Raw genomic sequence first — 14,650 nt, forward strand, 5'->3', positions numbered from 1 at the left:
GCCCCCTGCACCCCCAGAGTATTTGAGCCAAGATGAAGCACATGAGGCGTGTCCTGGGGTTCTTCTTCGCGTCGGTGTGCAGGCGGGGCGCGAAGGAAGGCGGGGGCCGCCGCAGGGACGCGCGCCGCGGTCCGGGCACCGGCCCGCCGGTTCCGAAACGCGCTTCAGCTTTGTCGGAAAGGCCCTGTTAACCAGAATTTTCTAAGGTCGGACGGCCCGGATCGCGGGGTGTCGTTGCGCTGCCGGGGGTTGATTTACGAAGGCCGCCGCCGCATGAGAAAGCTGTCCGGGCCGCGCTGATCAAGGCGGCCCGAGACCTTACGAGGGAACAGGGTACGAGGGAGCGGGGCGGGGCACCGCATGGAGGAGGAAAAGACAGAAGCAGACGGCGTGCCGGATAGGGCGCGTGCCCGTGTCCAGCGTGCGCTGGGCCGGTTGCGCCATGTTGCGCCGGTCCTGGTGGGGCTGGCGCTTTTTGCCGCTGGGATACTTGCGCTGCTTCGGCTACTAGGCCCGATCCATATCAGCGATGTCATGGCGGATGCGCGGGCGATGCCGGCCGATGCGCTGCTGGCGTCTTTGGCCGCGACGGCGTTGGGCTATGCCGCGCTGGTCGGCTATGACTGGTCGGCGCTGCGCCATATCGGCCGCAAGCTGCCCTTTCCGGTGGTCGCGATGGGTGGCTTCCTGGGCTATTCGCTGGGCAACACGATCGGCATCTCGATCCTGTCCGGCGGCGCGGTGCGCTACCGTATCTATTCCGCCTTCGGCATCAACGCGCTGGAGGTTGCGGCGATCTCTACCTTCGTGGCCATGGCGTTCGGGCTGGGGATCTCGGTCATCGGCCTGGCGGCGCTGACGCTGCGGCCCGATGCGCTGGTCGGCGTGATCGGCCTGCCGGGCGACCAGATCCGTATCATCGCCCTGGCGGCGCTCTTGGTGACGGTGGTGGTGATCGGCTGGGTGTCGGTCACCGGCAGCACCCTGCGCCTTTGGCGGTTCGAACTGCGCGCCCCTTCGCCGGGAATCTTGCTGGGCCAATTGCTGTTCACCGCCGCCGATACCTGCATGGCCGCGCTTGCGCTGTATGTTCTGATGCCCGACGGGGCGCCGGGCTTTGTCACCTTCCTTGTGATCTATTCCACGGCGGTGATGGTCGGCGTGCTCAGCCATGTTCCGGGCGGCATCGGCGTCTTCGAGAGTGTGATGATCGCGGCCCTTCCCGCCGAGGTCAGCGTCGAACAGGCGGCCACCGCGCTGCTGCTGTTTCGGATGATCTATTACCTCGTGCCCTTCGGTCTGGCGATGCTGGCGATCTCGGTGAACGAGGCGCGGCTGGCCTCGGGGCCGATCGCGCGTTTCCTGCACCGCCACCTGGGCGAGATGAGCGACACGATGGTTCCCGTCAGCCGCGCCATGTCGGGGGTTGCCCCGGCGGCGATGGGCACCATGGTGATGGGGCTGGGCATCTGGATGATCATGATGGCGCTGATGCCCTCGGTCCGCCCGCACGAGGCCTATCCCCACGATATCCTGGCCGCCGTCATCCTGGAGGGCGGGGCGATGGCCTCGGCGGTGCTGGGGGTGCTGATGATCCTGCTGGCACAGGGGCTGATGCGGCGCATCTCGGCCGCCTATTGGCTGGCCGAGGTGGCGCTGATGGCCGGCGCGGTCGCCTCGGTCGCGAACGGCATCGATATCAAGAGCGCCCTGTTGCTGCTGGTCGCCGCGATGATCCTGTCACCGATGCGGGGCGAATTCTACCGCGCCGCGCGGTTGACGCAGAACTTGCTTAGCCCCAGCTGGTTCGTGCTGATCTTCGCGATCCTGCTGTCGGGGGCGGCCTTTCTTTACCTGATGGACCGCAACGAGCCCTATTCGCATGAAATCCTGTTGCGGTTCGCGACCGATGCGAATGCGCCGCGGGCGCTTCGGGCGGGGCTGGCCGCGACCGCGTTGATGACCTTCGCGCTGATCTATCTGGCGATGCAGCCGCCCCGGGCGCGGTCGGTAAGGCCCGATCCGGCGGCTCTGGCGCTGGCCCAACAGATCATCGCCACCCAGGACGCGCCCGAGGCCATGTTGGCATTGTCGGGCGACAAGACCTTCTTCTTCTCGGAAAACAACGACGCCTTCATCATGTATGGCGTGCAGGGCAGTTCCTGGATCGCCTTTTCCGATCCGGTCGGTGCCCGCGAGGCGGTGCGCGATCTGGCCTGGGCCTTCTTCGATGCCGCCTATGCCGCCGGCTGCCGGCCGGTGTTCTACGAGGTCTCCGAAGCCTACCTGCCGATCTGGGTCGAGATGGGCATGAGCGTGAACAAGATCGGCGAAGAGGCGGTGGTGCTGCTGGCCGATTTTTCGCTGAGCGGGCGGAAGTTCAAGAACATGCGGTCCGCGCGCAATCAGACCTTGCGCGACGGGGTCAGCTTCGAACTGCTGTCGCCGCCGCATTCGCCGGCCCGCCTGGCAGAGCTGAAATTCGTCTCGGACCGCTGGCTGTCGGAAAAGCGGGGCCGCGAAAAGCGGTTTTCCGTGGGCCGTTTCGACCCCGAGTATCTGCAGCGCTTCCGCATCGGTGTGGCGCGCAGATCCGGGCGGATCGTGGCCTTCGCTTCGTTGATGGAGACACCGACCAAGGCCGGGGCCGCCGTCGATCTGATGCGCTACGGCGCCGAGGCCCCCGAAGGGGTGATGGAGTTCCTCTTCGTGTCGCTGATCGAGGCCTGCCGGGACGAGGGTTTTGCGACCTTCAGCCTGGGCATGGCGCCGCTTGCGGGGATTACCGCGAAACACGGCGCGCGGATGTGGAACCGCTTCGGCGCGGTGCTGTTCCGCTATGGCGGGGCGTTCTACAATTTCGCCGGGCTGCGCGGCTTCAAGCAGAAATTCGGCCCCGATTGGCGGCCGCGCTATTTCGCGGTGCCGGGCGCGTTGCCGCCGCTGACCGCGCTGCGCGACGTGACCTTGCTGATTTCGGGGGGCGCGCGCGGGGTGATGCGCAAGGAAAAGCGCGCCCGCGCGGCGCAGGAGCGGCCGATCACGCCGCCGCCTTCCGCGGGCTAGATCGTGTCGCAATCGCCGCGCCGGGGGCGGCCGTCGGCGTGCATCGGCGGGCAGGGGCCGAACGCGCGGCCTCGGGGTTGGACCCGGCGCGCCCGTGGTTCGTGCCGGGCTGCGCGGCGTGGCGCGGCAGATCGGCCGCTATTTCAACAGGTCCGCAGTCCGGCCGTAGGCACTGGCAAAGCCCTTCAGCGGCGCATCCACGCGGAATGGCCTGCCGTCGCCCGCGGTGGCCTCGATCCGCAGCTTGGCGCCATCCGAAACCGCCTTGATCGCCGCGGCCGACAGGTCGAGCGGCACCAGGCAGCCGGCCGGAATGCAGGTCGAAAACCACCGCGGTTTGCCGATGGGCCTGTCCTTCACCGACAACTGGATCGGTTTGGTCACCGACAGGCCGAAGGGCATCACGATCACCCCGCGGGCGCCGCCCTGGGCCAGCGGGACAAGGCTGATCTCCAGCGCCAGCCGGCGGGTCTTCCTGTCCGATTGCTGCTGCGACATTGCGCAGGCGGTCGTTTGCGCGCCGTCCTTGGCGGTGACGCGGCAGCGCACCGTCCAGTCGCCATGAACCTCGTTAAGCGAACTGGCGCCTCCCGGCAGCGCGCGGCTTTGCGCGGGTGCCGTCGTGGCCAGGGCGCAAAGCGCCGCCGCGATGGTCGCGCCCGCGAAAAGGCCCCGGCCGGATCCTGGCTTTCTCATGTCTTCCTTCCTGCTTATGCCCTGCCTCACGGGGGCGCCCGGGCAGGCACCCCGTCGGAGTGCGGGCGGGCATGGTCGATCAGGCCACCAGACCTTCGGCGCGGGCCCAGTCCGCCGCGCGGTCGATCGCGATGCCCATCAGGCGCACGATCTCGTCCACGTCGTGTTCGGTCACGATCAGGGGTGGGCAGACGGCGATGGAATCGCCCAGGTTGCGGAAGATCACCCCTTCCTCATGGCCGTATTCGAACACCTTGCCGCCGACCTTGCCGACCGGGTCGAAGGGTCGCTTCGTCGCCTTGTCGGCCACCAGTTCGACCGCCGCGATCAGCCCGGTGCCGCGCACCTCGCCCACCAGCGGGTGATCGGCAAGCTTCGCAAGGCCCGCCTGCAGCCGTTCGCCCATCTTCGCGGCGTTCTCCATCAGCCCCTGTTCCTCGATGATCGCCAGGTTTTCCAACCCCACGGCACAGGCCACCGGATGGCCCGAGGCGGTGAAGCCATGGCCGAAACCGCCCAGCTTGTGGGTATTGTCGGCGATGACGTTGTAGATATCTTCCGAGAAGACGATCGCCGCCAGCGGCATGTAGGATGAGGTCAGCTGTTTCGAGGTCACCAGGATGTCGGGGGTGAAGCCCATCTTTTCGCAGCCCCAGCGCGCGCCGGTGCGGCCGAAGCCGTTAATCACCTCGTCCGAGACCAGCAGGATATCGTATTTGCGGCACAGCGCCTCGATCCCCTGCCAATAGCCCTCGGGCGGGACCATGACGCCGCCGGCGCCCATCACCGGCTCGCCGATGAAGGCGGCGATGGTTTCGGGGCCCTCGGCCAGGATCGTGTCCTCGGCCTCCTTCAGAAGCCGTGCGCAGAACTGCGCCTCGGTCTCGCCCTCCTGTCCGAAACGGTAGAGATGCGGGCAGGTGAGGTGCACCACCGGGATCGCCGGCAGGTCGAAATCGCGGTGGTTGCCGGGCAGGCCCGTCAGGCTGCCCGACGCTATGGTGATGCCGTGATAGGCCTTGTTGCGGGCCAGGAACTTCTTCTTCTGCGGCCGGCCGAGGGCGTTGTTCATGTACCACACCAGCTTGATCACCGTGTCGTTCGCCTCGGACCCCGAGGAGGTGTAGAACACCCGTGTCAGGTTCTCGGGCGTCATCTCGACCAGCTTTTCGGCCAGCCGGACCGACGGCTCGTGCGATTTCGAGGCGAAGGTATGGTAATAGGGCAGCTTTTCCATCTGCGCCGCGGCGGCGTCGCGCAGGCGGGTCTGCGAAAAGCCCACCGCGACCGACCACAGCCCCGACATCGCCTCGATATAGCGCTTGCCGGACTGGTCGATGACATGGACGCCATCGCCCTTCTCGATCACCAGCGGCCCCTTTTGCTCATGCATGCGGGCATCCGTGTAGGGGTGCAGTATCGTGGTGATATCGGCATGGGCGACGGAATTCGACAGCTCGTTCATGGCGTCCTCCTTGGCAAGCGGCTCGGCCGAGTCGCGGCCGATTGCCTCAGGTGTCGCGCATCGCGGCGCAAAGGGCCAGCGGAACTTCCCCGGTGCCTGGGGTGCGGGGGCCGCCTGCACAAGGCCTGTGCGGGAGGCGGCGGCCAAATCGGGCCAGGCGCCGGATCGCGGGCGCGGGATGGCCTGCCTGAGCAGTCGCGGGGGCTTCGTTTCCGGCTACCGGATCGACGCAGAGCCGGATCCCGCGTAGCCTTATCCCGGGCGCCGGGCCGGATCTTCCGCCTGCGCGGGTTAACGGAAAGGGGCGTTCTTGGCAGCAAGGACAGAAAAGAGCTGGCGCGTCGGGGTGCTGTTTTCACGAAGCGGCACCACCCATGTGACCGAGAGCGACCATATCCGCGGCACCGAGCTTGCCATGGAACAGATCAACGCGTCGGGCGGCGTGCTGGGCCTTCCGCTCCGCCCTGTCAGCTACGATCCCGCGGCCGATGCCGCGCAATACCGGGCGCTTGCGCGGCGGATGCTGGGCGAGGACGAGATCGACGTCATCTTCGGCTGTTCGACCTCGGCCAGCCGCAAGGCAGTGTTGCCGATCGTCGAGCGCCACAACGGCCTTCTGTTCTATCCCTCGATGTACGAGGGTTTCGAATATTGCGAGAATATCCTCTATGCCGGGGCCACGCTGAACCAGACCTGCCTGCCGCTGGCTGAATATCTGCTGGCCCATCACGGCCGGCGGATCTTCTTCGTGGGCTCTGATTACATCTACCCCCGGGAATCGAACCGGGTGATGCGCGACCTGATCGAGGCCAAGGGCGGGGAAGCGGTCGGGGAAGTTTATCTGCCGCTGGGCAGCACCGGCACGGCGGTGGCCGAGGTGGTCGACCAGATCCGCCTGGCGCGCCCGGACGCGGTGTTTTCCACCGTCGTCGGCACCTCGGCCCATGCGTTCTACCGGCTCTATGACGAGGCCGGCATCGACCGGGCGGCGCAGCCGGTCGCCAGCCTGACCATGGCCGAAAGCGAGATCGCCCACATCGGGCCGCGGCATTGCAGCGGCCATATCCTGGCCGCGACCTATCTGCAGACCCTCGACAGCCCCGAAAACCACCGCTTCGTCGCGGCCTACAAGGCGCGTTTCGGAGACGACGCGCGCGCTTCCGTCTGGTCCGAGGCCGCCTATGTCCAGGTGCATCTGTTCGCCCGGGCGCTGGCCCGGGCCGGCAGCATGGATCCGGCGCGCATCGGCCGGGCGCTGCTGGGCGACGAGATGCAGACCCCCGAAGGCGCGATCCGTGTCGATCCCGACACCCGCCATCTGTGGCTGACACCGCGCATCGGCGTGGCGCGCGCCGACGGGCTGTTCGAACTGGTCTGGCAGGGCGGCGGCCCCACGCGCCCCGATCCCTACCTTGCCACCACCCGGTTCGAGGAGGCGTCGCTGGAGGAATGGGCATGAAGGGCGCGCGGCGGATCATGGAGGAGTTGCGGCGCGCGCGTGTCCTGATCCTGCTTCCCCAGGACGAGGACGGCAAGCTGCTGCGCGATCATCTGCGGCGCCTGGGCTGCGAGGTGCAGGCCGCCTGGCCGATCCCGCGCGACCTGCCCGAGGATATCGACACGGTGTTCATCAGCGTCAACGACGCCCCCGTGGACGAGATCCTGGCGATGATCGGCGAACGCGACGTGGCGCTGATCGCCATCGTCACCTACGAAAGCCCGACCACCCTGAAGGCGATCTACGACCTGAACGCCCATGGCGTGATGAGCAAACCCCTGCGCCCCCTGGGCATCCTGACCCAATTCACCCTGGCGCTCTACCGTCATCGCTATGAGGCGCAGCTAAGTGTCAAGGTCCGCAAGCTTGAGGAAACGCTGAAGGGCCGCCGGCTGGTCGACCGCGCGATCCGCCTGTTGATCGAGGTCCAGGGCATGGAAGAGGACACCGCCTATCGCCTGCTGCGCGATCAGGCCACGGCCGAGCGGGTGACGCTAAGCTCGATCGCGGAAGAGATCGTCGCCGCCCACGACACCATGGCGCGGCTTGGGCTGGGGGCCAGGGGCGTTTCCAAACCGCCGCAAAAATAACGCCGTTTTCCGGCGCGGCGCCGAAATCTTCAACTTGATCGGTGTTCCAACCTGTGCCAGCCTCAGGGCTCAAGAGCAGGATTGCTCGACGGCAGGGTTGCCGTCTCACATTCAGGCTATGTAGCCCCTGATCCGCGGTCGCGACCGCGTCAGGGGCTTTTTGCATTTCGAGGGGCCCATGGCAGATCGCGCCGACGTAACACTTGCCTGCATCCAGTTCGAACCGATCATCGGGGAACCGGATCACAACCTTGCCCGGATGGAGGCCCATATCCGCGAGGCCCATGCCCGCGGCGCCGATCTGGTGGTGCTGCCGGAACTGGCCGACAGCGGCTATGTCTTCGAGACGATGGAAGAGACCGCGCGGCTGGCGCGCCCGATCCCGGGCGGCGCCAGCGCGGCGCGGCTTTGCGCCCTGGCGGCCGAACTGGGCCTGCATATCGTCTCGGGCCTGGCCGAGGAGGCGGGCGGCGATTTCTACAATTCCGCGCTGCTTTGCGGCCCCGACGGGCCGATCGGCACCTACCGCAAGCTGCATCTGTGGAACCGCGAGAACCTGTTCTTCAAGCCCGGCAACCTGGGGCTGCCGGTCTTCGACACGCCGCTGGGCCGGATCGGCATGGCGATCTGCTATGACGGCTGGTTCCCCGAAACCTTCCGCGCGCTGGCGGCCGCGGGGGCCGAGATCGTCTGCATCCCGACCAATTGGGTGCCGATGCCCGAACAGGACCCCGAGGCCGAGGCGATGGCCAACGTTCTGCACAAGGCCGCGGCCCATTCGAACGGCTTCTACATCGCCTGCGCCGACCGGGTCGGCACCGAGCGCGGCCAGCCCTTCATCGGCCAAAGCCTGATCCTGGATGCCACCGGCTGGCCCCTGGCGGGCCCCGCCAGCCGCAGCGCGCCCGAGATCCTGATCGCCACCGTGACGCCGGGCGCCCTGCGCGCCAAGCGGCAGCTTAATGAATTCAATAACATCCTCGGCGATCGCCGGACGGATGTTTACGGCTGAGGGGTTTTCCTCGGCACTCTCCAACCCGCAACAAAAACTCAAGACAGGGAAGACGCAGATGAAACGCAGACTAGTTATCGCAGCACTCGCCGGCAGCCTTCTGGCCGCCCCGGCCTTCGCCAAGGATCCGATCCTGATCGGCGTGCCGGTCGGGCTGTCTGGGGCCAATTCGGTCGTCGCGCCTTCGGTGGTGCAGGCGGCGGAACTGGCGGTCGACGAGATCAACGCCAAGGGCGGGGTGCTGGGCCGGCCGCTGAAGCTGGTGGTGGCCGATGACGCCTCGGGCGCGGTGGGCGCGCAGAAGGCGTTCGATTCGCTGGTGTTCCAGAAGAACGTGAACGTGCTGATCTCGATGGAAACCAGCGCCGCGCGCAACGCCGGCCTGCCGATCGTGGCGAAGGGCAAGATCCCCTATATCTACACCTCGTTCTACGAGGGCCATTCGTGCAGCCCCTACCTTTACGTCGATGCCTGGGTGCCCGAGCAGCAGGTGCCGCCGGTGGTGGACTACCTCAAGGGCAAGGGTGCCAAGACCTATTTCCTGATCGGCAGCGATTACGCCTTCGGGCGCGGCATGCTGGGCTTCGCGCGCAAGTATATCGACAAGACCGGCGGCAAGGTGGTGGGCGAGGAATACCTGCCGATGGACGGCACCGACTGGACGCCGATCATCTCGAAGCTGAAGGCCTTGGGGGCGGATGCGCTGATCACCTCGACCGCCGGCGGCGCGCCGAACGTCACGCTGACCAAGCAGCTGCGCAGTTCGGGCGTGACCATCCCCTACGCCAACCTTGCCGTCGATGAGGGCACTGCCAAGAGCATGGGCAAGGATGCCGCGGGGATCCTGATCTCGGCCTCCTACATCACCGGGATCGACAGCAAGGCCAACAAGGATTTCATGGCCGCGCTGAAGAAGAAGTTCGGCGACAAGGCGCGCACACCGAACGATCTGTCGGTGCCGGAATATGAGGGTATCTATCTTTATGCCAAGGCCGTCGAGAAGGCCGGCACCACCGATACGCGTCCGGTGTTGAAGGCGCTGGGCGAGGTGTCGTTCACCGGGCCGCGCGGCACCATCCGGATGAACAAGCAGCATCACGCGCCGCTGACCATGTATCTGGGTCAGGTGCAGGACGATGGCTCTGTCAAGGTGGTGAAGTCGTTCAAGGACGTCGACCCCGGCAATCAGTGCCCGAACCTGAAGTAAGCGCGGGGCGGGGTCGCCCGGCGGCCCCGTCCTTCAATACAGGAGACGGCGCATGACGCTTGTCCTCGACATCATCACGACCGCGGCCATCCTGTTCATCATCGCGACCGGGTTGCTGACCATTTTCGGCGTGCTGAAGATCATCAATTTCGCCCATGGCGCCTGGCTGACGGTGGGGGCCTATTGTGCCGTCGCGGTTGGCGATCTGGGCTGGAACCCCTGGTTGGCGCTGCCGGTGGCCTTCGTCACCGGCGCGGCGCTGGGCGGACTGACCGAGCGGTTCATCGTGCGTCCGCTCTATGCCCGGCCGCTGGACGCGATCCTTGCGACCTGGGGTCTGGGGATCATCATCGGCCAGCTCATCACGCTGGGGTTCGGGCGCGACGTGCAGTTCACCGCGGCACTGCTGCCCGGCACCGCCGATATCCTGGGCACCTCCTATTCGATCTACCGGCTGTTCGCCCTGGCTGCGGCGATCGCGATCGGGCTGGGCTTTTCGTGGCTGATGGAGGGCACGCGGCTGGGCCTTTCCGCGCGAGCGGTGATCATGAACGAGGCGCTGGCGCGGGCACTGGGCCTTGATACCCGGCGCATTCGCTGGGTGACCTTCATGATCGGCTGTGGGCTGGCGGCGCTGGCGGGCACGCTGCTGACGCCGCTGACCAGCGTCGATCCCAACATGGGCGTGGCCTGGCTGGTGGGATCCTTCATGCTGGTCATGGTGGCGGGGCAAAGCTTTGCCGCGCTGGCCCTGGCCTGCCTGCTGCTGGGCGGCGCGCAGGTGATCGTGTCGACCTATGTCAGCCCGATCCTGGGGGGGATCACGGTGGCCGTGCTGGCCGCTATCGTGTTGCGCATTTCGCCGAAAGGGTTTTCCCGTGTCTGACACCACGCTTGAAACCGCAACGGCGCCTGCCCGCCGCCGCCGGATGCGCCACCTGTGGATCCTGGCGCTGATCACGGCCGCGCTGGTGATCGCCGGCCCGCTGTTTCTGGATCGCTTCACCGTCAATGTGCTGACGCGCTCGATGACCTTCGCGATCCTCGCCGTCACCGTCGATCTGCTATGGGGCTTCACCGGCATCCTGACCTTCGGACAGGCCGCCTTCTTCGGTGCCGGCGCCTATGCGACGGCAATGGTCCTGACCCATCTGGGCAGCACTCCGGGGCTGATGGTGCTGGGGCTTGTGCTGTCGATCGGGCTTCCGGTTCTGCTGGCGGCCGCGGTGGGTTGGCTGACGTTCTACCCCGGCGCGTCCGATTTCTACGCGACGGTGATATCGCTGGTGGTGCCGATCGTGGTGACCCAACTGATCTATTCGGGCGGCACCTGGACCGGGTCGAGTTCCGGCCTGGTGGGCTATTTCGCGCTCGACCTCAGCCTTGGCGGGTATTTCCGGCTTGCCGGGCTCAGCCTGGTGGCGGTGGTCGTGGCGGCGCTGATCTTCGTGCGGTCGGACGCCGGCCGGGTGCTGACCGCGATCCGCGACAACGAAACGCGCTGCGCCTATCTCGGGATCAGCACCCAGAAGGTGAAGATCGCCCTGACGGCGGTCCTGGCCGGGGTGACCGGCTTTGCCGGGTTCATCTACGCGAATTCCTCGGGCGTGGTGGCGCCCGAGAACGCGGGCTTCGTCTTCGGCACGCAACTGGTCGTCTGGACCGCGCTGGGCGGGCGCGGCACAGTGATCGGCCCGGCCCTCGGGGCGGTGGCGATCGACTATCTCAGCGCGCAGCTGTCCGGCCAGATGCCGTTTCTGTGGCAGTTGGTGATCGGCACGCTGTTCGTGGTGATGATCATCTTCATGCCCAACGGGCTGGCGGCGCTGGCCACCGGCTGGCGCCGGATGCGGCGGCCCGCGGATGGCGTGTCGCCCGAACTGGTGGCGCTGCCGCCGCGCGCCGGACGGGGCGGGCCCGCGGGCGCAGAACCGCTTTTGCAGATCGAGAAGCTGGAGAAATCCTACGGCAGCCAGAAGGTGCTGGAGGATATCACGCTGGAGGTCCGGCGCGGCGAACTGGTCAGCCTGGTCGGCCCGAACGGCGCCGGCAAGACCACGCTGATGCGCTGCATGACCGATGGCAAGGTCGCCAGCGGCGGTAGCGTACGCATCCATGGCACCGGCATCCACGGCATGGTCCCCGACCAGATCGTCGCGTGCGGCATCGGGCGCAAGTTCCAGGTGGCCTCGGTTTTCGACAGCCTGACCGTGGCCGAATGCCTGCGCATGGCCCGCGTCTCGCACGAGTCGCCCAGCTTCCTGCGCAGCGCCGACAGCCTTTCGCTGCCGCAGGCCGCGATCGAGATCCTGCGGCTGACCGGCCTTGACCAGCATCTGGGGCGCGAGGTTTCGTTGCTGTCGCACGGGCAGAAGCAAAGCCTGGAACTGGCGATGGTGGTCTCGCTGGAGCCGGAGCTGATCCTGCTGGACGAGCCGACAGCCGGCCTGACGGCGGCCGAGCGCGCGACCATCGGTAAGGTTTTGGTACGGCTGACATCCGAACTGGGCCTGGCCGCGATCCTGGTCGAGCATGATCTGGATTTCGTGCGCGACATCTCCAGCCGGATCGTGGTGCTGCATCAGGGCCGGCTGGTGCTGGACGGTACCGTCGAGGAGGTGGTCAATGACGAGATCGTCAAGCGGATCTATTCAGGAGGCGATCATGTCTGACCCGGCCCCCGCCGACACGGCGGTGCTGTCGCTCGACGGCGTGACCAGCGGCTATGGCCCGATTTCCGTCCTGCAAGGTGTTTCGCTTGCCATTCGGCCCGGCGAGATCTTCGCGCTGATGGGCAAGAACGGCATGGGCAAGACCACCTTGCTGAAGACCATCCTGGGCGCGATCCGCGCGCGGGGCGGGCGCATCGACTATCGGGGCCGCCCGATCCTGGGCGCCGATCCGCGCGCCCTGGTCGAGTCCGGCATCGCCTATGCGCCGCAGGATCAGCCGCTGTTTCAGGACATCTCGATCCGCGACAACCTGCGTCTTGCGCTGCAGGGCGATCGGCAGCTTGGCGCGGCGCTGGATCGCGTCTATGGGCATTTCCCCTTCCTGCGCGACCGGCTGGGCCAGAAGGCCGGCACCCTGTCGGGGGGCGAGCAGAAGATGCTGATCATCGCGCGCGCGCTCATGATGCAGCCCAAGCTGCTGCTGATCGACGAAATCTCGGAAGGGCTGCAGCCGACGGTGGTGGCACGCATCGCCCAGGCGCTGCGGCAGGAACGCGAGAGCCGAGGCACCACGATCCTGCTGGTCGAGCAGAACCTGCGTTTTGCCCTTGATGTGGCGGATCGCTGGGCGGTGCTGAAGCTTGGGGCGATCGAGGATGCGGGCGCGGTGGATGACGGGGCGCATGACAGGATCCTGCGCCATCTGCAGATTTGAAGGTGGCTGCGTGGATAGATCGGTTCCGCAATGTCTTGGCCGGCTCGGCGTCGGGGCTGCCACCGCCGGATCGCGATGTGCGCCGGCGCCGGGCGCTTTCTCCAACCAGGAACCTCTGGCGCCGACCGGGCAAGGGCATCGATCCTACCTTCGCCGGTGCTTGCGGATCGCCCCGCCCTGCCTATTCTCAAACTATCTGCACTCAAACCCCGAAGGAGTCTCTCATGCCGGATGGTAGCAACACACCGTCGCGTCGTAGCGTCGTCGTCTCGGAATTCACCAATAGTGTGCTTGACCCGAAGGCACCAATGCTGGGCCCGGTCGAGAATGGCGGCACGATCATCGCCAATACCGCGCCCGGGTGCTGGGGGCCGATGATCACGCCGCGCCTGCGCGGCGGCCACGAGGTGACGCAACCGGTCTTTGTCGAAGGCGCCGAGATCGGCGATGGGGTCGCGATCCGCATCCGCGACATCACTGTGACCTCGATCGCGACCGCCTCGGGCCATGACAGCTCTCCCGAGGGGTTTTGCGTCGGTGACCCCTATGTCGCCGCGCGCTGCCCGGTCTGCGACACGGTCTGGCCCGAAACCCATGTCGAGGGCATCGGCCAGGACGCGGTGAAATGCGATGTCTGCGGCAATGCCGTAAAACCCTTCGAGATCGTGCATGGCTATACCGTCACCTTCGACGATACCCGCGCCGTCGGCCTGACGCTGCCGAAGGAGGCCGCCGAAACCATCGCGCAGCAAGCCGATCATTATTCGGCCCTGCCGGACAACAGCCGCCAGCATTCGATCCTGACCTATGCGCCCTCGGGGATGCCGGGCACGCTGGTGCGGATGCGGCCGTTCATGGGGCAGCTTGGCACCTGCCCGTCGATTGCGATGCCCGACAGCCACAACGCCGGCGATTTTGGCGCCTTCCTCGTCGGCGCGCCGCATAATTACGGCATCACCGCCGAGCAACTGGCCGAACACAAGACCGACGGCCACATGGATATCGACGCCGTGCGCGCCGGTGCGATCCTGGTCGCGCCGGTCAAGGTGCCCGGCGCCGGGATCTACATGGGCGACATGCACGCGGGCCAGGGCGATGGCGAGATCGCCGGCCATACGATGGATGTGTCGGGAAGCGTGACGCTGCAGGTAGAGGTCGTGAAGAACTACCTGCTGGACGGCCCCGTGCTGTTCCCGCTGGAAGAGGATCTTCCGCCGATGGCCCGGCCCTTCACCGCGGCAGAGATGGCCAAGGGCGCTAAGCTTGCGTCAAAATGGGGCGTGTCCGGGATCGAACCGCTTGCCCCGATCTCGGTGATCGGCACCGCGGCCAACCTCAACGACGCGATCGAGAACGGGCTTGCGCGTGCGGCCAAGCTGCTGGACATGACCGTCGCCGAGGTGCGCAATCGCGCCACGATCAACGGCGCGATCGAGATCGGACGCGCCCCCGGGGTGATCCAGGTCACCTTCCTTGCGCCGTTGGCCAGGCTGGATGCCGTCGGCCTTGGTTCCTATGCGCGTGAGCAATATGGACTCTGAACGCGGGGTCAGCATGGTGGGCCGTGTGGCCCACCTGCCTTCGCGATAGGTCGCGCCGGCACCGGATGAAGGCCAGGGTACAGCGGGCGCCGGCCGTTGCGCGGCCACCTTTCAGGGTGCGCTCGCTGCTTCCGATCGCGAAGGTGCCGTGGCTTGCGCGCGGCCGCGCGCAGGTTTCGGGAGCCTCG

At 66.8% G+C, this 14,650-nt stretch carries 11 protein-coding genes; 9 read left to right on the forward strand and 2 right to left on the reverse strand.

The window, feature by feature from the left end:
• Positions 1-360 precede the first annotated feature (360 nt).
• Positions 361-3,066, forward strand: coding sequence for a bifunctional lysylphosphatidylglycerol flippase/synthetase MprF (mprF, locus tag BLV97_RS17235; RefSeq protein ID WP_051645865.1), 2,706 nt, complete (start codon positions 361-363; stop codon positions 3,064-3,066).
• A gap of 138 nt (positions 3,067-3,204) precedes the next feature.
• Here the strand turns inward: mprF and BLV97_RS17240 are convergent, their stop codons facing one another.
• Together BLV97_RS17240 and BLV97_RS17245 are read right to left on the reverse strand one after the other, a co-directional pair.
• Positions 3,205-3,762, reverse strand: a complete 558-nt coding sequence (locus BLV97_RS17240; RefSeq protein WP_051645866.1) for an invasion associated locus B family protein — start codon at positions 3,760-3,762, stop codon at positions 3,205-3,207.
• Positions 3,763-3,841: 79 nt separating this feature from the next.
• Entirely contained in the window at positions 3,842-5,227 is a 1,386-nt protein-coding gene (locus tag BLV97_RS17245) for an aspartate aminotransferase family protein (protein WP_035838674.1), read from the reverse strand.
• A 310-nt stretch (positions 5,228-5,537) separates the two neighbouring features.
• Here BLV97_RS17245 and BLV97_RS17255 point away from each other — a divergent pair, with 310 nt between their 5' ends.
• From BLV97_RS17255 to BLV97_RS17290, 8 genes are all read left to right on the forward strand, one after another.
• Entirely contained in the window at positions 5,538-6,686 is a 1,149-nt protein-coding gene (locus BLV97_RS17255; RefSeq protein WP_035838678.1) for a transporter substrate-binding domain-containing protein, read from the forward strand.
• Positions 6,683-7,315: an ANTAR domain-containing response regulator gene (locus BLV97_RS17260; RefSeq protein ID WP_035838679.1), complete on the forward strand. Its 633-nt coding sequence runs from the start codon at positions 6,683-6,685 to the stop codon at positions 7,313-7,315. Before BLV97_RS17255 ends, BLV97_RS17260 begins: the two co-directional genes overlap by 4 nt.
• Before the next feature lie 178 nt (positions 7,316-7,493).
• Entirely contained in the window at positions 7,494-8,327 is an 834-nt protein-coding gene (locus tag BLV97_RS17265; protein ID WP_035838682.1) for a nitrilase family protein, read from the forward strand.
• A gap of 58 nt (positions 8,328-8,385) precedes the next feature.
• Positions 8,386-9,534, forward strand: coding sequence for a substrate-binding protein (locus tag BLV97_RS17270; protein WP_035838685.1), 1,149 nt, complete (start codon positions 8,386-8,388; stop codon positions 9,532-9,534).
• A 52-nt stretch (positions 9,535-9,586) separates the two neighbouring features.
• Positions 9,587-10,420: a branched-chain amino acid ABC transporter permease gene (locus BLV97_RS17275; protein WP_035838686.1), complete on the forward strand. Its 834-nt coding sequence runs from the start codon at positions 9,587-9,589 to the stop codon at positions 10,418-10,420.
• Positions 10,413-12,206 carry a branched-chain amino acid ABC transporter ATP-binding protein/permease gene (locus tag BLV97_RS17280; protein ID WP_244521059.1) on the forward strand — a complete coding sequence of 598 codons (1,794 nt, stop codon included), beginning with the start codon at positions 10,413-10,415 and terminating at the stop codon, positions 12,204-12,206. Before BLV97_RS17275 ends, BLV97_RS17280 begins: the two co-directional genes overlap by 8 nt.
• Positions 12,199-12,921 (forward strand): ABC transporter ATP-binding protein, encoded by a 723-nt coding sequence (locus tag BLV97_RS17285; RefSeq protein ID WP_035838688.1) that lies wholly within the window; start codon positions 12,199-12,201, stop codon positions 12,919-12,921. Before BLV97_RS17280 ends, BLV97_RS17285 begins: the two co-directional genes overlap by 8 nt.
• Positions 12,922-13,145: 224 nt before the next feature.
• The gene (locus tag BLV97_RS17290; protein WP_035838690.1) at positions 13,146-14,462 is read left to right on the forward strand and encodes an acetamidase/formamidase family protein; all 1,317 of its coding nucleotides are present in this window, start codon (positions 13,146-13,148) and stop codon (positions 14,460-14,462) included.
• Positions 14,463-14,650: the final 188 nt, after the last annotated feature.

This window comes from Allgaiera indica, from assembly GCF_900106675.1.
GTDB classification, from domain to species: domain Bacteria; phylum Pseudomonadota; class Alphaproteobacteria; order Rhodobacterales; family Rhodobacteraceae; genus Acidimangrovimonas; species Acidimangrovimonas indica.